The sequence below is a fragment of the Vibrio sp. EJY3 genome (genome assembly GCF_000241385.1).
In the GTDB taxonomy this organism is placed as follows: Bacteria; Pseudomonadota; Gammaproteobacteria; order Enterobacterales; family Vibrionaceae; genus Vibrio; species Vibrio natriegens.
The window spans coordinates 63,986-80,408 of record NC_016614.1; the positions used below are offsets into that span (position 1 = coordinate 63,986).

General features: G+C 46.6%; 16 protein-coding genes. 6 read left to right on the forward strand and 10 right to left on the reverse strand.

The genetic code is table 11. The features are described 5' to 3' along the window. Positions 1 to 24 precede the first annotated feature (24 nt). Both VEJY3_RS16230 and VEJY3_RS16235 read right to left on the reverse strand, forming a co-directional pair. Complete coding sequence (locus tag VEJY3_RS16230) at positions 25 to 561, reverse strand: DUF924 family protein (RefSeq protein ID WP_014233490.1); 537 nt, start codon at positions 559 to 561, stop codon at positions 25 to 27. A gap of 68 nt (positions 562 to 629) precedes the next feature. Continuing rightward, the gene (locus VEJY3_RS16235) at positions 630 to 2,477 is read right to left on the reverse strand and encodes a M3 family metallopeptidase (protein ID WP_014233491.1); all 1,848 of its coding nucleotides are present in this window, start codon (positions 2,475 to 2,477) and stop codon (positions 630 to 632) included. Between the two features lie 310 nt (positions 2,478 to 2,787). Between VEJY3_RS16235 and VEJY3_RS16240 the strand changes: the two genes are divergently transcribed. Next, complete coding sequence (locus VEJY3_RS16240; RefSeq protein WP_014233492.1) at positions 2,788 to 3,150, forward strand: hypothetical protein; 363 nt, start codon at positions 2,788 to 2,790, stop codon at positions 3,148 to 3,150. Positions 3,151 to 3,220: 70 nt separating this feature from the next. Here VEJY3_RS16240 and VEJY3_RS25860 read toward each other — a convergent pair whose 3' ends face one another. Continuing rightward, complete coding sequence (locus VEJY3_RS25860; RefSeq protein WP_014233493.1) at positions 3,221 to 3,394, reverse strand: hypothetical protein; 174 nt, start codon at positions 3,392 to 3,394, stop codon at positions 3,221 to 3,223. Positions 3,395 to 3,632: 238 nt separating this feature from the next. Here VEJY3_RS25860 and VEJY3_RS16245 point away from each other — a divergent pair, with 238 nt between their 5' ends. The 3 genes from VEJY3_RS16245 to VEJY3_RS16255 all read left to right on the forward strand — a co-directional run bounded on the left by VEJY3_RS16245 (position 3,633) and on the right by VEJY3_RS16255 (position 7,434). After that, the gene (locus VEJY3_RS16245; RefSeq protein WP_014233494.1) at positions 3,633 to 4,775 is read left to right on the forward strand and encodes a sugar diacid recognition domain-containing protein; all 1,143 of its coding nucleotides are present in this window, start codon (positions 3,633 to 3,635) and stop codon (positions 4,773 to 4,775) included. 162 nt (positions 4,776 to 4,937) lie between these two features. Next, complete coding sequence (locus VEJY3_RS16250; protein ID WP_014233495.1) at positions 4,938 to 6,287, forward strand: GntP family permease; 1,350 nt, start codon at positions 4,938 to 4,940, stop codon at positions 6,285 to 6,287. 16 nt (positions 6,288 to 6,303) lie between these two features. Further along, entirely contained in the window at positions 6,304 to 7,434 is a 1,131-nt protein-coding gene (locus VEJY3_RS16255; protein WP_014233496.1) for a glycerate kinase, read from the forward strand. Positions 7,435 to 7,510: 76 nt separating this feature from the next. On the opposite strand, the gene VEJY3_RS16260 is transcribed toward VEJY3_RS16255, so the two are convergent. Next, positions 7,511 to 7,981 (reverse strand): HAD family hydrolase, encoded by a 471-nt coding sequence (locus VEJY3_RS16260; RefSeq protein WP_014233497.1) that lies wholly within the window; start codon positions 7,979 to 7,981, stop codon positions 7,511 to 7,513. 35 nt (positions 7,982 to 8,016) lie between these two features. Further along, positions 8,017 to 8,532 carry a GNAT family N-acetyltransferase gene (locus VEJY3_RS16265; protein WP_041170379.1) on the reverse strand — a complete coding sequence of 172 codons (516 nt, stop codon included), beginning with the start codon at positions 8,530 to 8,532 and terminating at the stop codon, positions 8,017 to 8,019. Positions 8,533 to 8,801: 269 nt separating this feature from the next. Here VEJY3_RS16265 and VEJY3_RS16270 point away from each other — a divergent pair, with 269 nt between their 5' ends. Together VEJY3_RS16270 and VEJY3_RS16275 are read left to right on the forward strand one after the other, a co-directional pair. Further along, complete coding sequence (locus VEJY3_RS16270) at positions 8,802 to 9,896, forward strand: NapC/NirT family cytochrome c (protein ID WP_024372614.1); 1,095 nt, start codon at positions 8,802 to 8,804, stop codon at positions 9,894 to 9,896. A 22-nt stretch (positions 9,897 to 9,918) separates the two neighbouring features. Continuing rightward, the gene (locus VEJY3_RS16275) at positions 9,919 to 12,366 is read left to right on the forward strand and encodes a molybdopterin guanine dinucleotide-containing S/N-oxide reductase (RefSeq protein ID WP_041170380.1); all 2,448 of its coding nucleotides are present in this window, start codon (positions 9,919 to 9,921) and stop codon (positions 12,364 to 12,366) included. Positions 12,367 to 12,436: 70 nt separating this feature from the next. Here the strand turns inward: VEJY3_RS16275 and VEJY3_RS16280 are convergent, their stop codons facing one another. The 5 genes from VEJY3_RS16280 to VEJY3_RS16300 all read right to left on the reverse strand — a co-directional run bounded on the left by VEJY3_RS16280 (position 12,437) and on the right by VEJY3_RS16300 (position 16,422). Continuing rightward, positions 12,437 to 13,162: a phosphatase PAP2 family protein gene (locus VEJY3_RS16280; RefSeq protein WP_041170381.1), complete on the reverse strand. Its 726-nt coding sequence runs from the start codon at positions 13,160 to 13,162 to the stop codon at positions 12,437 to 12,439. A gap of 138 nt (positions 13,163 to 13,300) precedes the next feature. Then, the gene (gene thiE, locus VEJY3_RS16285; RefSeq protein ID WP_014233502.1) at positions 13,301 to 13,915 is read right to left on the reverse strand and encodes a thiamine phosphate synthase; all 615 of its coding nucleotides are present in this window, start codon (positions 13,913 to 13,915) and stop codon (positions 13,301 to 13,303) included. Between the two features lie 59 nt (positions 13,916 to 13,974). After that, entirely contained in the window at positions 13,975 to 14,772 is a 798-nt protein-coding gene (gene thiM, locus VEJY3_RS16290; protein WP_014233503.1) for a hydroxyethylthiazole kinase, read from the reverse strand. A gap of 12 nt (positions 14,773 to 14,784) precedes the next feature. Beyond that, on the reverse strand, positions 14,785 to 15,453 hold the full coding sequence (gene tenA / locus VEJY3_RS16295; protein ID WP_014233504.1) for a thiaminase II: 669 nt from the start codon (positions 15,451 to 15,453) through the stop codon (positions 14,785 to 14,787). Positions 15,454 to 15,471: 18 nt separating this feature from the next. After that, positions 15,472 to 16,422, reverse strand: a complete 951-nt coding sequence (locus VEJY3_RS16300) for an ABC transporter substrate-binding protein (protein ID WP_014233505.1) — start codon at positions 16,420 to 16,422, stop codon at positions 15,472 to 15,474. Between the last annotated feature and the right edge of the window lies 1 nt (position 16,423).

A 16,423-nucleotide genomic window follows, 5' to 3' on the forward strand; every position in this document is an offset into this window, starting at 1 on the left:
CTATTGCCTTGTTGTTTACTGACGTTAAAAGCCAGAATTTGGTGTTTTCAAGAACTCAACTTCCTCTGGTGTACTCGTTCTTCCTAATATCGCATTACGATGTGGATAACGCCCAAATTGGTCGATGATGGCTTTGTGTTTTAGCTCAAAATCGTAGTTGTTTTCAAGCCCCGGAGCTCTAAACAATTTTTCTGCTTCCACATGGATGACACGAGATTCACTGTGCATAAACGGCATGTACAAAAAACTACGTTGATCGCGATTCAGCGCTTTATGCAGACCAAGTCGAATGGCCTCTTGTGCTAACGAGAGCGCGAGTGGATCTTGTGCAAACGCTTTTGGCGTATTGCGGTACACGTTACGCGAGAACTGGTCGAGTACAATGATTTCGGCTAATCGACCTTGTGCACTGTCGCGCCAAGTAAACAATTCGCAGCGAGCCGCTTGTTCTAGCACTGAAGAAAACCGAGATTCAATGAGTTTATCCAGTTCAGGATTACTTTCGAACCAATTTTGTGGGGTCAGTTCTTCAAACCAGAACTTGATGATCGACTGATGCATAGCGCTTCCTTTTGTAACCATTTGTCAGTAGCAAAGAGCCAGAACGCAGATTCTGGCTCCTCTTTTTACTATCGACCGTACGTTTCTACGATGTAACGTTCAAAATCGTCACACATTTGCTCGTCGGACGTGGTATTGCTTGCGAGTTCCTTACTGCCGTCGACGACTTTAATTGTCGCGTTCAGCGATGCTACGGGAGCTCGTTCACGCGTGGCAAGTGAGTTGATTTTCTGCTGCTGCACTTCCCACGCTTGCTCTGGTGACAGGTTACATACGTTGGCAAGATACTTGGCGTTGAATCCTTCACCTGTCAGGCTAACAATCGTTTCGTTGTGCGACAAATTGTTGCCTGCGTGCCAGTAATGCTGCGCTAGTAGTGGACCGATTTCTGGGTTGTCGGTTAGGTAGCCAAATTTATCCAGGAAGTAAGCTCGGGTCTGATACACAGCCATATGCGCGAGCAGATAACCTTGATAAGCACAAGCGGCTTCGTCAGATAGTAGGTGCGGAATTGCCATAAGTGGGCGAGGGCTGCATTCCAACCCAAGTATCTGCTTCTCACAATCACGTGCAAGCTTGGTGATGCGCTCTGGCGTTAACTCTTCATCGCTGAGTTGATATAGCGCGCGCTCAAAATATGGCACAACTAAGATACTGCGCTCTTCGTAGGCTTTGAATGGCTGACGGCTGTTGATCATCGCTTGAATGATCTCATCAGGAACGGGGTTACCTTCTTCGTCCAGAGCGTACTGTTTTAGCCAATCCGCATCGGTCAGCAGGCTGTCACAGAACATCGATTGCGTTTCTGCATACGCCATGGACGTCGGTGCAAACTCCTGTGAAAAACAAGGAGCATTCATTTTAACGTTGGCAAAGTGCGCGGCGTGGCCGCCTTCATGGAATAACGTATTAATGCCATCGTAGCCGCTGCCTACTTGGTCTGGTTTGGCATTACTGGTGAAGTTGACCTGCGCAGCAACCCATTCACCTTGGTTGTAAAAAGAAGGAATAGGGCCGTGGCAGAATCCGTTCGGGTATTTACCTTTGCGATCCAGTAAATCCAGAGTCAGTGTTGCGCCTGAGTAATCAATGTTCAGACGGCCAAACGACTCTACCCAGCGTCGCAGAGATTTCGAGAACGGTACGTATGGGTCTAGGTCACGCATGACGTCACCTGCGAATGAATAGATAAAGTTGTAGCCTGTCAGCGCATTTTGACCTTTCTCTTTCGCCAGGTTTTCTAAACTATTCAGGTGCGCATCTCGAGTACGCTGTTCGAAATCTTCCAGAATCTCGAACAGCTGCTCAGAGGTCATCTTCTCGGTTTTTTGTACTGAGTAATCAAAGAAAGTTGCATAGCCCAATGAACGAGCGAATTGATTACGCAGTTTGATCAACTCAATAAAGCCATTTTCCAGCAACCATTGCTCAAGGTTCAGCAGCGCCTGATGCGCAGATTGGCGCACTTCTTCATGATTATTGGTTCGAATGGTCGAGCTCAATACCGGAAGCGAACCTTCGGTTTGTTTGCCATTTTCATCGGTAAACGTTTGGACATGGTTCTGTTTTTTTTCAAAAAGCTCGGCTTCAAAGGCAATCAATTGATTTTTTAATTCTTGCGCTTTTTCACCTTCGATTGCATGTGATTCAAACATCGCCAGCCAGCCTGACAAACCCGTGATGGTTTGCTGCTTTTCTTGCGGGTCAGAAATGGAGTCAGCGGCTTCAAGCTGTTGTTTGATTGCGGTAATTTGTTCCGCGTTGCTCAAAAAGCTTGTCCATGCTGTTTGTGCTTGCGTCGAACCGTCATGGTCATCGCTGATCCCCATGTAAGTTTCCCAAAAGAAATCTTCCTTGGTGCGGTGAATCGCGAGGTAGCGCTGATTGAGGTCGTTGAGGTAATGCGTTGCGGTCATTTTGATCCTTCAAATGGTTGCGTTATGTAGACGGTTGATTATGGCACGCTTGGGAGCAAGAAAGGAGTGTGCACTTTATTTACTGCTTTTGCTGTTCGTAAACGTAGTTTTACTATTCGTTTACATTTTAATGGGTTAGTGGCTGATTTGTTTCTAATCGAGCCTGTAAGTTAAACCTGGTTGGTTAAAGCGTAGGCGATTGTGTGCCTCAGTCTCGTCGTTGATCACGGCATTTAGCATCAAAGCCATACACAGATAGTTTTTGCATATATAGTTTATGCATTCTCTTTCAGCAACGATAAAAATTAAAATGATAAAGAAAACACTTACAACGTTACTGACACTAGGTTTGATGTTGACAGGGTGCTCGTCGGTCACATCGCCACAAAAGGATTCAGTGAATAGTATCCAAGAGAAATGTGCACTTATTCTCAGTAGCCATATGTCCGAGGATCAGCGCTGGGCGGTCTACAATGACTTGCTGCAGGAGTACGCAATACATGGTTTACACAATCAGGCTGATGGTGACCGGTTCAATGCGTTTATCCAGTCTGTGCAATCGGATGAAACCAGACAATTAATGACGGAGTTGATTGAGGTGACCGATTGGGGATGCGCCAATGGTAACTATCTCGAAGAGATGACGATGTTTATTGAAGAAGTGACAAAATAAACCGAGCGTAGGCCGCTCGGTTTAGTGTCTGTTATTCAGCAGGAGTTATGAACCGCAATCGGTTGTGGGATTACTCTTCAGGGTATTCACCCATGCCTTGAGTTTTACCTTCTGCTTTCCAATGCTCACCTGGGTCAAACGCTTCATCACATAAGTCAACGGTATAGCCCATTTCGGTAATTTCTTTCAATGTTAGGTTGTCAGCGATTTTTGCAACTTCGCCGGCCTTATTGTGTAATTCCATGGTTGTTCTCCCTTACTTCCGTTTTTCGCCAAGTGACTTCAACGTGCTGCTCCAAGTACATCGAAGTGCCTTTGGTTTAAGTATATATGCCAGACGTGATAATGACGTATAAAACCCTATTTTTAATAAGTCTAATAAAGCGCTGGTAAGAGCTACTCGTCTAATTTGTATTAACGTCATGGTGATATTGGACAGTTTGTGATTTATTGGATTGTTCATTGTTTAGGAAGGAAACGTTATGGTGATTCTGGATCATGTGCTCGCACAGGAGATCGTCGACAGAACCATGTCTATTATTGGTCACAATGTTAATGTGATGAACTCATCTGGCATCATTATAGGCAGCGGTGACGCCAAGCGAATTGGGCAGGTGCATGACGGGGCGGTGCTTGCGATAAGTCACGGGGAATCCTTAGAATTAACTCAACAGCAATGTTCCACTTTGCAGGGCGTGAAACCGGGTATCAATATGCTGCTCAAACTTCATGGTGAAGTGGTAGGCACGGTTGGTGTTACTGGAGAGCCAGACACCATACGCGATTTTGCGAGTTTGGTTAAAATGACGGCTGAGCTCACCATTGAACAAGCCGCATTGGTCGAAAAGTTTCAGTGGGATAGGCGTCATCGAGAGGAGTTTATTCTGTCTTGGATTAAGGGCAGTTTAACCGACGAAGAGCTTAAAGATTGGGCAATGCGACTGTCGATTGATATTACTCAGCCCAGAGTCGCTACGGTAATTGAAGTTTCGACTTCATCAGCCTCGAAAAGCATGAAAAGTGTGCGAAATATTGTTGAGCTGTTGGAATATCCAGAACGAAATAACCTTGTCGCCATTGTCTCTGTAAACGAAATTGTCGTTCTTAAGCCGTGTCAAAGTATCAAACAGTGGAACAGCCAAATAGAAAGCGAACGGATTGATAAACTGATGTCTCGCTTAAGTGACCATGACTCACATACCTTTCATATTGCTCTTGGTCAGGTATTTAGCGAGCCCAAAGATGTGGCGTTATCGTATCAAAGTGCTAAGCAAGTATTAGCCGTTGGGAAGCAGTTTTACCCAGAGCGACGTAAATACTTATTTGATGATTTACGCTTGCCGGTGTTGTTGGCTCCATTGGCGGATGTTTGGCAGGGTGAACAAATTATTGATAGTGTGAACCTGTTGAAGGGCAAAGATAAATCTGGTCAGCTGCTGAAAACACTGGATGTATTATTCGAATGCGACGGGAACGTGAAAGAGTGCGCTAATGCTATGTTTATTCATAGAAATACACTTAGGTATCGTTTGGATAAGATCACGGAAATTACCGGTTTATCCACTACAGATTTTGTGGGTTTAGCTGAGCTATATATTGCGACCCGGCTCTCAAAAATGACCTAATATTGTGCATTGGCCCAATAACGGCCAATTTTCTATTCCGATCATTTGTCACTCGGCCTAAAGGAATTTGATCGCAATCAATTGATAATTCTAATGTCCCTACATATTGAGTGAGCGAGTCGTTTGACTCAGCTCGATACAATAAAAATAAATGGAGTTATCATGAACCTTATATTAATCCTGCTCGGGGTGATCGCGTTTATCGTGCTTACCACCACCAAATTTAAGTTACATCCCTTCCTCGCTTTAATAATCGCGGCGTTTCTTGCTGCGTTTGCATATGGCTTACCTGCCGATAGCATCGCTAAAACCATCGCTTCTGGCTTTGGCGGTATCCTTGGATACATCGGTTTAGTTATCGTCCTAGGTACCATCATCGGTGTTATCCTGGAAAAAAGTGGCGCAGCGATAACCATGGCGGATACTGTGATTAAAGTGCTGGGTGAGCGTTTTCCAACCCTCACGATGAGTATTATCGGTTACATCGTTTCTGTACCAGTATTCTGTGATTCTGGCTTCGTTATTCTTAACTCTTTGAAAGAGTCACTGGCCAAGCGACTCAAAACGTCAAGTGTGGCGATGAGTGTGGCGCTAGCAACAGGTTTATACGCGACACACACCTTTGTACCGCCAACTCCGGGCCCTATTGCAGCAGCAGGTAACCTTGGTTTGGAATCTAACCTTGGTTTGGTTATTGGTGTGGGTATCTTTGTAGCGGCGGTCGCAGCGTTAGCAGGTATGTTATGGGCAAACCGATTCAAACATGTTGAGCCTGATGGCCTTGAAGCAGAAGAAATTCAACATGATTGGAAAGCTCTGAAAGCCTCTTACGGCAAACTTCCGACCGCAAGCCAGGCATTTGCCCCAATTTTTGTTCCAATCTTACTGATCTGTTTTGGCTCCATTGCAAAATTCCCAAGCTTGCCGTTAGGTGAGGGTATACTGTTTGATGTACTGACTTTCCTAGGTCAACCTTTGACGGCATTGGTAATTGGCTTGTTCCTTTCAGTTCGCCTATTAAAATCGGACCGTAAGATTGAAGAGTTTGGTGAGCGCATTAGCCAAGGCATCACGGCGGCAGCGCCTATTCTATTGATTACTGGTGCTGGTGGTGCATTTGGTGCAGTGCTAAAAGCGACGCCGCTTGGTGATTACCTTGGTACGACATTATCAGCGTTAGGTGTTGGTATCTTTATGCCGTTTATTGTTGCCGCAGCTTTAAAGTCAGCGCAAGGTTCTTCAACCGTTGCTTTGGTGACTACCTCTGCTTTGGTAGCACCAATGCTTACGCAGCTTGGTTTGGATTCAGAAATGGGCCGCGTGCTGACTGTAATGGCAATTGGTGCGGGTGCGATGACGGTTTCACATGCAAACGATAGCTTCTTCTGGGTTGTTTCTCAGTTTAGCCGAATGTCAGTCGGTTTGGCGTATCGAGCGCAAACCATGGCAACTCTAATTCAAGGTGTTACTGCAATGGCGTTGGTATACATTTTGAGTCTCGTTCTCTTATAAGTCTCAGGAAATAGATATGAAAGTGGTAATTGCACCTGATTCATTTAAAGAAAGCTTAACCGCCAAGCAAGTTAGCGAAGCGATAAAGGCAGGTCTTGCTCGTGTTTGGCATGATGCCGAGTTTGTTACGGTCCCCGTTGCCGATGGTGGCGAAGGTACTGTCCAGTCCTTGATTGATGCAACACAAGGTGAGCAAGTCTTCACTACTGTTTTTGACCCTTTAAATAAAGAGGTTCAGGCGTTTTACGGCATTCTCGGTGATGGTGAAACTGCCGTGATTGAGATGGCAGAAGCCAGTGGTTTGCATCTTGTTCCAGCGGAAGATCGTGACCCTAAACTGACCAGCAGTTTTGGTACTGGTCAGTTGATTAAACATGCTTTAGATCGTGGTATGCAACGTTTAATCATTGGTTTGGGCGGGAGTGCAACCAATGACGGTGGTGTCGGTATGTTGGCTGCGTTGGGAGTTAAATTTCTTGATGAATCGGGGAATGCAATTGCCACAAACGGTGGTGGCTTAATTAATCTCGCTTCCATCGATACGTCAGGCCTCGACGTCCGTTTAGCACAATGTGAAATACTCGTAGCGTGTGACGTGGATAACCCTCTTTGTGGTGAAAAAGGTGCTTCGGCAACTTTTGGGCCACAGAAAGGAGCGACAACCACTGATATCTCTGTGCTGGATAATGCATTGCGTAAATTTGGTGAGTTGACAGAACAAGTCACAGGTAAGCATGTACTCACCCGAGAAGGTGCAGGTGCTGCGGGTGGCATGGGGGCTGCACTGCTAGGTTACACACCTGCTCGTTTACAACCGGGCATTGAAATTGTATTAGAGACGGTCAAACTAGCGGATCATGTTGCCGATGCTGATATTGTTTTTACGGGAGAAGGAAGAATTGACCATCAAACGGCTCACGGGAAAACTCCGATGGGGGTCGCGAAAGTGGCGAAGCAATTTAACCTACCAGTAATAGCGTTGGCTGGCTGTGTGGGCGACAACTATCAAGCCGTTTATCAATGCGGTATTGATGCGGTATTTCCTTGTGTGCCAAGAGCCATGAGTTTAGCGGATGCGATGACAGAAGCGGAAACTAACGTGGCTAATTTGGCCGAGAACGTCGCACGGTTATGGACAAAGAAATGATTTAGATCTGTCTGAGACAAAAAGATAAAACTCCACGTCATGTGGAGTTTTTTGTTGATATGGTGAACGATGGTACTTAGTCTGAAACCAGCTCCGACAAACAGCGGATTTGCTGCTCAATGGGTTGACTCGGAGCGGGATCACCAGCAGCGTTAAACCATATGGCATTTAATCCCGCTTCGATCGCTGGGTAGATATCTTTGGTCGGTATGTCACCAATCATGGTCAACTCTTTTTCCTTAGCACCCAGGATTTTCGCCACCGCTTGGTAAAATTCGGCACGATTCTTTTTAATGCCGACATTGGCAAAGCAAAAATAACCGTTGATGTACTGGTCTAAATCAACTCGCTGGAAAGCCCGCTGGACATCTTCCATTACTGAATCTGACGCACTGGTCGCGATGTAAATCTGATGATTTTGCGAGAGCGCAGCCAAAACCTCTTTGGCCTGAGGGATCGCTTCGACAGTGTTCCAGTCACACATTTTCCCCTTTGCGTGAGGGAAGTCGACCATTAATGTGTTGCCCCAATCGAATAGATAAATCATGTTTGAATTTTCCCTCTTTCACTCTATTAACGTTCTTATATTTCCAGAGCGTAGATTTTGTCTGCGAAACGAATACCGCCTATTTCATAAGCCTCTGGGATGACTTTCACTAGGCCAAAGCCGCATTTTTCCAACACACATTCAGAAGCGATATTCCCCTCAGTCACCGTGGCAGAAAATACATTGATCTGATGTTGCGTATGTGCCCAGCTTATTACGGTTTCGAGAGTTTCGGTACCTAATTGCTTGCCATGAAACTCTGGCAGAAGCAAATAGCCGACTTCTGCAGCTCCGTTATGAACAACAAATCCGGTGATACCTATCGGTTGTTCGGTTACGGAATCTTTTATCACCAAGCAAAGCCAGTGTTCGCTCTTCGGTGTCCAGGTTGATAAGCGCGATGCGAACTTTTCTCTTAACTGTTCCTCGTTGGGTGCATCGAAACAGAGAGAGATGATATCCCTTTCAGTATGAAGACGATGAAATAATGCCCAGTCGTTTTCTCCGATAGGTGTCATTATTGTTCTGGGAGTGGATAGTTGAATCGACATACGCTTCCTATCTGCATGAGTCTCAACAGACAGTTTCTCACCTTTTTTATACATTGTTCAATTGGTTGCATTTATAAAAGGCATTTATTTTGTGAGTGACGAATTATTCAAATTATTAATGCTGAAACTTTATTAATGGGATCAATGTGGCGATATTTCATTCTTGAGATACAGAAATCAGTAGCGTATGACGTGGATCATGTGCCACCTACCCACAAAGTATTAGTTTACAACCTACAATTACAATTTGTGAGCAAGTGTTGCGAGTTATTACAATGAAAAAACGAACTATTATTTTGTTATTAGCGGTTGGGATAGGGGTTGGTTGGTTAACCCTCGGGGGATCGGCTGCGGTGATGCATTACACTTCATCTACGGAGTTTTGTGTCTCGTGCCATACCATGGAAACACCTTATAAAGAGTATCAAGGGTCTGTTCACTTTAGTAACGCAAAAGGCATTCGCGCAGAATGTTCTGACTGTCACATCCCTCATGAACCTGTCGACTATTTGATTACGAAAATTCGTGCATCGAAGGATATTTACCACGAGTTCATCACAGGCAAAATAGATACGCCTGAAAAATACGAAGCGCACCGGAAAGAATTGGCTGAAATGGTTTGGGAGCAGTTCCGCGAAAATGATTCTGCAACCTGTCGTTCGTGTCACGACTTTGATGCGATGGAACCGTTTGAGCAATCACGTGATGCTGTAAAAATGCACGAGTACGGAATTGCAAACAATCAGACCTGTATTGATTGTCACAAAGGTGTGGCTCACTTCGCACCAGAGGCCGAACTCGACAGTAAAGCGTTTGAAACACTCATGAGCTTTACCACTCAAACTTCTCCGGGAGCAGAAGTGGTTTACCCAGTCACAGCCATCGATATGGGTGAGTTGGGTACTATTAATCCAACAACGAAGTTAGACGTTGTCAGTACGGAAGGTGATGCTCGCACGGTTAAACTGAACGCTTACCAAATGAAAGGAGCCGAACAAGTGCTCTACATGGGTGAAGGTCAACGTGCGATTGTCGCCACACTGACAGAGCAAGGTCAGCAAGCGCTTGAAGGTGGCGAGTTTGCTGCTGATGTATACGGTAACGAATGGCGCTCTGTTTCTCTAACTGGCACGATTGATTCTCCAGTCGTAGATACGCTAGAGCCAGTATGGTCATACGCAGAAGAGTTGGACAATGTTTACTGTGCAACTTGTCATGCGAAGATTCCTTCAAATCACTTCACGGTGAACGCATGGGGACCAGTCGCGAAGAGTATGGGTGATCGCACGGATATTACCGCCGAAAACCTAGAAATTCTGACTAAGTTCTTCCAGCACCACGCGAAAGATGTGGTTGGTCACTAACGATAAATAGAAGGAAAAGATTATGACTAATATGACCCGCCGCGGATTTGTGAAAGGCACTGGTATGGCGGCCGGTGCGATGGCCTTCACTTCATTTTCACCGTTGTCCGTTGCCTCTTCGGATGCGCGTGGTAAAGGCATCTTAACGGCTGGCCGTATGGGCCCTATGCTGTGTGAAGTGCAAGATGGCAAACTGATTTCTACAACGAATGCGCTGCCTCAGACGGTACCAAACAGCCTGCAAAGCACAGGGCCAGACCAAGTGCATACTAAGGCTCGTGTTAAATACCCAATGGTGCGAAAAGGCTACCTGGCAAACCCATCCTCACCCGAAGGCCTTCGAGGCAGTGATGAATTTGAACGCGTGTCCTGGGATGAGGCTTACAAGCTGATCCATGAGCAGCACATGCGTATTCGTAAAACCTATGGTCCAGCTTCTGTTTTCGCCGGCTCGTATGGTTGGCGTTCTAGCGGCGTGCTGCACAAAGCGCAGACCCTGCTGCAACGCTACATGAGTATGGCGGGCGGTTATTCTGGTCACCTAGGCGATTACTCTACGGGGGCCGCACAGATCATCATGCCGCACGTTGTCGGTTCGATTGAAGTCTATGAGCAACAAACCACTTACCCTGTTGTTCTTGAGCACAGTGACGTGGTGGTACTTTGGGGTTTAAACCCAATCAACACCCTAAAGATTGCGTGGAGCTCAACTGATTGCGCGGGTCTTGAGTTTTTCCATCAACTGAAAAAATCGGGCAAGACGGTGATTGCGATTGACCCGATTCGTTCTGAAACCATCGAATTCTTTGGTGATAATGCCGAGTGGATCGCGCCGCATCCAATGACTGACGTAGCGATGATGATGGGTATTGCGCACACTTTAGTCAAACAAGGTAAGCATGACAAAGCTTTCCTCGAGAAGTACTCCACGGGTTACGATAAATTCGAAGCGTACTTATTTGGCGAAGAAGATGGGGTAGAGAAATCAGCCGAATGGGCGTCAAGTATCTGTGGGGTGCCTGTTAAGCAACTAGAGCTGTTGGCCGATATCTTCAGTAAAAACCGCACCATGTTAATGTCTGGCTGGGGCATGCAGCGTCAACAGTACGGTGAGCAACGTCACTGGATGCTGGTTACGCTGGCCTCTATGCTGGGTCAGATTGGCTTGCCGGGCGGTGGTTTCGGTCTCTCGTACCACTACTCTAATGGTGGTAACCCTGCCCGAGATGCGGGAGTACTTCCTGCAATTTCAGCATCGTTAGGTGGCGGTTCATCAGCGGGTAATGACTGGGCGGTGTCTGGGGCTGTACAAAGTTTCCCAGTGGCGCGAATTGTAGAAGCGCTGGAAAACCCAGGCAAAGCTTATCATCACAATGGTCACGAGCTGACGTTCCCTGATATCAAAATGATTTGGTGGGCTGGTGGCGCGAACTTTACTCATCACCAAGATACCAATCGTCTTATCAGAGCATGGCAAAAACCTGAACTGATCGTGATTTCAGAACCTTACTGGACAGCTGCTGCGAAGCATGCCGATATCGTTCTGCCAATCACCACGTCGTTTGAACGCAACGATATGACCATGACGGGTGACTACAGTAACCAGCACTTGGTTCCAATGAAGCAGGTGGTTGAGCCTCAGGGAGAAGCGCGCAACGACTTCGATGTTTTTGCTGATATGGCGGAGATGATCGCTCCGGGTGGACGAGATGTTTACACCGAAGGCAAAACGGAAATGGAATGGCTGTACGGGTTTTACAAAGTGGCGCAACAAGGTGGTCGTGGCTCTCGCGTAGCAATGCCGAACTTCAGTAAATTCTGGGAAGATAACCAGCTGATCGAGATGAAATGGAACGAGAAAAACGCTCAGTTTGTCCGTTATGCTGACTTCCGCGAAGATCCTGTTTTGAACCCTCTTGGTACGCCAAGTGGCAAAATTGAAATCTACTCGAAGACGATTGAAGGCTATCAGCTAGAAGATTGTTTGCCGCACCCTGCTTGGTTCGAACCAACAGAATATACGGGTAATGCGCAAGATGGTGAGTTGCAGCTCATGACAGCACACGCAGCCCATCGTCTTCACAGCCAGTTTAACTACGCGAAAATCCGCGAAGAGTACGCGATTGCGAACCGTGAACCGATTTGGATTCACCCTGAAGATGCGAAATCCCGTGGCATAAAAACGGGCGACCTTGTTCGAGCTTTTAATGGCCGAGGTCAGGTGTTAGTCGGCGCAGAAGTGACGGATCGCATCAAGCAAGGTTCGGTATGTATTCACGAAGGTGGCTGGCCAGATCTGGATCCAAAAACCGGGATTTGTAAGAACGGTGGCTGTAATGTGCTGACACTGGATATTCCGACCTCCAGACTCGGCAATGGCTGCGCGGCAAACTCGGCACTGGTTCGTATCGAAAAATATACCGGCCCTGAGTTAGAACTCACCGCGTTTGAACCACCTAAAAATGGGTAGCAACAAGTAGCATTTAAAAGCAAGAAGCCAGCAATTCGCTGGCTTCTTTTTTATCTAAAATTCGTTCGTATTAGCGCGGCGCTAAAGCAACAAACGGCATCTTTTTAGTGACCTGAAATGTGGGCAGAAGTGTAAATATCACGGCGACAAATACCACTGAGCCTATCAAATCTTCAGGGCGATGCATGCCTAACCACAAACGGCTGTACGCGACACTGACTCCCCAAAACCAAAGAGAAAAAGCGGAAAAGTAACATTGCTGTTGAAGCATTAAGCCTCCAAAGAAGGCGAGACAAATTGCGACGAAAATCGTGTGTCCAGAAGGAAAAGAGTAGTCTTTTTCTCCTTGCCAATGGCGGGTTCGCCAATCGCTGACTTGGTTTGAGACGTGTTCAATCGCGCTCGATTGTTGTTCTGTTGTTAGCTGATAAAAAGACTCTGGTGTGTCTATAAGCTGTTCGGCAACCAGAAGTTCGGTATATGGGCGTGGGCTTTCTGTCATCAGTTTTAAGCCTGCTTTACAGACAAAACCAATCACTAACAGTAAGCCAAGCATAGACAGCTTCTGCATCCACTCTTTATAGCTGGGTTTAAATCGATAGAGAGACAGAATCAACAAGATAAGAGTGATAAGAAACCCCTTACTGCCAGCGGAGTCTGTTAATAAAGTGAAGGTGATACCGAGTCCGTCCGATACTGGAGAGGAGAGATTCTGATATGAAGAGGAGAGTGACAATGGGATGATGCCAAGAACAAACAAGGCGAGCATCATCAATCCGTATTTTTTTGTTTTCATTAAGAACTTTTACAACCGGGAATATAGACAGTTATCTTACGCCACTGGGCGTGAAAAACTTATCAAAGATGTGTCAAATCGCAAAAGTAGAGTGAAAATGGTTTGAAGAAACTCATTACCTCATTTGTTCTTGGTATATCAGGCCATTAGGCTAAGTAAGTACTCGCAAGCCAGTTTAGGGTCGTCGGCATGACAGATAGCCGATACCAGAGCCAAACCGTGTACACCCGTTGCGCTTAGCGCTGGGATAGTCGATTCGTTAATGCCGCCAATCGCGACGATCGGCAGAGATGTAGTATTGAGTGCCATTTTTAAACCATCTATATCCCAGTGTTTTTGGGTGTTGGTTTTGGTCGGTGTCGCATAGATGGCACTTAAGCCTATGTAATCGATGGGTAGGGTGTCGACTTCCGCGAGTTGTTGCTCATCCTCAATGGATAAACCGAGGATTTTATTTGGACCAATCAGTTCGCGTGCGATATGAGCAGGCATGTCCGATTGACCGAGGTGCACGCCGTCAGCATCGACGGCAAGTGCAACATCAACTCGGTCATTGATTATCAAAGGTACGTTAGTATTTTTGAGGATATCTTTTACCGCTTGAGCCCGTTCGATGAAAGCACGTACGTCACCATGTTTCTCACGAACTTGCACCATGGTCACGCCACCTTCCACTGCTTTACTGACCACATGCTTGAGCGTGGCAAGATCTTGTTGGTCATCGGTGACCAAATACAAACGATAGGCGTTCATTTTGTTTCCTTTATGCCTCCAACTCTTCGTTATGAGCCGGAGGCATCGATGTTAAGTTGTCAGTCTTGAATGACGGTAAGCTTGAGTCGTTTTGCCAGTGTTTGTTCGTCAAGCTGATACAACTCGTCAAGCAAGGTTAATTGTAAGCTGCCCGGACCGCGCGCTTGTTCGGCGGCGATTTCACCCGCTACGCCAAGTACGGCAGCGGCGGCCAAACCGGTTTCATCACCCACCGCGGCAAATGCGCCAGTGAGTGCAGATAACGTACAACCCATTCCCGTTACGTATGGCATCATTTCGTGGCCATTGCCGAGTGTTACGGTCTGCGATTTCGTCACGATGTAATCCGTCTCGCCAGAAATCACCACGTTTGCGCCATACTCTGCAACGAGGAACTGCGCAGCGCCTAATGCTGCATCGCTGCTATCCAGAGCATCGACCCCTTTGCTCTGAGCTTGTTCACCAGCCAGAGCAATGATTTCTGACGCGTTACCACGAATGATAAGTTTGTCTGCAAGACGCGCTATCTGACGAGATGTTTCTGTTCGCAGAGTGCTTGCGCCGCAGCCCACAGGATCGAGGACGACAACTTTACCATTGGCATTGGCTTGCTCTACCGCAAAGATCATACGAGGTGTCCACTCGCTGTCGAGCGTGCCAATGTTGATCACCAGCGCGCCATCAAATGACATCATTTCTGCCATCTCTTGTTTGGAGTGCGCCATGATTGGAGAGGCACCAATTGCCAGCAGAGCGTTCGCCGTGTTGTTCATTACAACGTAGTTAGTGATGTTCACAACCAACGGCTTTTGTTGACGTACAGCGGTTAATGCTTGAGTGATATTTTCAATTAACATGGGCGTCTCCAATTAATCTTGCTGAGCATTCAAGCCTTGTTGCCAGAAAGCGACTTCCATACGCGTTGCCGTTTTGAATACCTGAATCAGGTTCTGGCCGCGCTGGCTATTGATATCGATTTCAGCCAATAGCTCGTTAAAGTGCGCTGCGCCCTCCGCAACACCTGACTGGAATTCTTCACCGCCATAAAGGGTGATCCAGCTAGCGTACGGGTTACCTTCAATGATGGTGTTTTCATCTTCCATCAACATTTTGCCAATAACCGCGTAGCCGATAGAGCAAGGCGCTAATGCCGCATACAGGTCAACCAAATCCCCCGTCATACCTGCATCTAACACATAGCGTGTGTAGGCTACGGTGCCGAAATCTTCCGGTTCGTTTTCCAGATCGGATTCAGTCAAGCCCCATTGACCACAGTAAGTAACATGGTGAGCGATTTCTGAATCCAACAACGCATGAACGCTTGGCAGTGCGCGACGCATGTCATACAAAGTTCGTGCTTTATAAATCGCTAATGCGTAAGCGCGCGCGTATTGCTTGAGAAATAAAAAGTCCTGTTTCAAATAATGCAGAAAACAAGGTTGAGCAAGCGTACCGTTCGCCAGTTGCTGAACGAAAAGGTGCTCGGTGTATTCCTGCCAGTCTTGACGGCAAGCGTCGATCAAATCTTGGTATTTCATAATGGGATAACCTCAGAATTAGTCAAAGCTAGGCACGTAATCTTTTGCTTTTGGTAGTGTTTCGATGATCTTTTGTGAGTACATGAACTCGGCGTAATCGTCGTAGCGTTTTAGATCAACTGCGGATGGGCGAAGCGCGAAACGAGTCAAAGTGTCATTCCAGGCGCGTTGGTTCAGTTCATTGTGCAGCGTGTCTGGGGAGTAAGCAACAAACTCTTTCCAAGATTGTTTTGGATGGTTCACGATGTAAGTAGTGGCTTGCTCAAGCGCTTTGTTGAAGGCTTTGATGGCCTCTTTGTCGTATGTATTTGCATTCGCGACAAACACAAGTTCGTCATATGCTGGCACGCCGTGTTCTTCCGGGAAGAAGGCTTTAGCTTGGTAACCCTCTAACGCAAGCTGGTTAGTTTCGAAGTTACGTAGTCCACCCCAAATTGCATCCACTTTACCTGATGCCAGAGAGGAAGATAGCGCCCAGCCAACGTTGATGATTTGTACGTCAGAAAACTTCACATTCTCTTGTGCCAACATTGTGCCGATGGTTGCTTCTTCATTACCCGCGATAGCAATACCGATCTTCTTGCCTTTTAGATCGGCAAGGCTGTCGTTTTTACCGTTGTCCAGCACCATCATGGTATTAAGTGGTGTTGCGATTAACGTAGCAGAGCGGATAAGTGGCAGGCCTGCGGCAACATCAATCGTCAGACTTGGTTGGTATGAAATCGCCATATCCACTTTGCCTGCGGCAACCAGTTTAGGTGGCGTGCTTGGGTCGGCAGGTTCTTGAATGTTGATCTTCAAGCCTTGCTCTTTAAAGTAACCACGCTCTTTCGCAATAACGATAGGGCCGTGGTTCGGATTCACGAACCAATCCAACATCAAAGTCAGCTCTTTTTCGGCCGCCAGTGCGTTAGTTGAAACAATTGAAGCAAGCAGAGCTGCAGCGCTAATAAGTTTGTTTTTATTCACG

What these genes read in the sequence shown, in the direction of transcription:
- VEJY3_RS16250 (WP_014233495.1), top strand. Translation starts at nt 4,938, where the DNA reads ATGAACCTTATATTAATCCTGCTCGGGGTGATCGCGTTTATCGTGCTT.
- VEJY3_RS16255 (WP_014233496.1), top strand. Translation starts at nt 6,304, where the DNA reads ATGAAAGTGGTAATTGCACCTGATTCATTTAAAGAAAGCTTAACCGCC.
- thiM (WP_014233503.1), bottom strand. Translation starts at nt 14,772, where the DNA reads ATGTTAATTGAAAATATCACTCAAGCATTAACCGCTGTACGTCAACAA.
- VEJY3_RS16245 (WP_014233494.1), top strand. Translation starts at nt 3,633, where the DNA reads ATGGTGATTCTGGATCATGTGCTCGCACAGGAGATCGTCGACAGAACC.
- VEJY3_RS16240 (WP_014233492.1), top strand. Translation starts at nt 2,788, where the DNA reads ATGATAAAGAAAACACTTACAACGTTACTGACACTAGGTTTGATGTTG.
- VEJY3_RS16275 (WP_041170380.1), top strand. Translation starts at nt 9,919, where the DNA reads ATGACTAATATGACCCGCCGCGGATTTGTGAAAGGCACTGGTATGGCG.
- thiE (WP_014233502.1), bottom strand. Translation starts at nt 13,915, where the DNA reads ATGAACGCCTATCGTTTGTATTTGGTCACCGATGACCAACAAGATCTT.
- VEJY3_RS16280 (WP_041170381.1), bottom strand. Translation starts at nt 13,162, where the DNA reads ATGAAAACAAAAAAATACGGATTGATGATGCTCGCCTTGTTTGTTCTT.
- VEJY3_RS16265 (WP_041170379.1), bottom strand. Translation starts at nt 8,532, where the DNA reads ATGTCGATTCAACTATCCACTCCCAGAACAATAATGACACCTATCGGA.
- VEJY3_RS25860 (WP_014233493.1), bottom strand. Translation starts at nt 3,394, where the DNA reads ATGGAATTACACAATAAGGCCGGCGAAGTTGCAAAAATCGCTGACAAC.
- VEJY3_RS16260 (WP_014233497.1), bottom strand. Translation starts at nt 7,981, where the DNA reads ATGATTTATCTATTCGATTGGGGCAACACATTAATGGTCGACTTCCCT.
- VEJY3_RS16235 (WP_014233491.1), bottom strand. Translation starts at nt 2,477, where the DNA reads ATGACCGCAACGCATTACCTCAACGACCTCAATCAGCGCTACCTCGCG.
- tenA (WP_014233504.1), bottom strand. Translation starts at nt 15,453, where the DNA reads ATGAAATACCAAGATTTGATCGACGCTTGCCGTCAAGACTGGCAGGAA.
- VEJY3_RS16230 (WP_014233490.1), bottom strand. Translation starts at nt 561, where the DNA reads ATGCATCAGTCGATCATCAAGTTCTGGTTTGAAGAACTGACCCCACAA.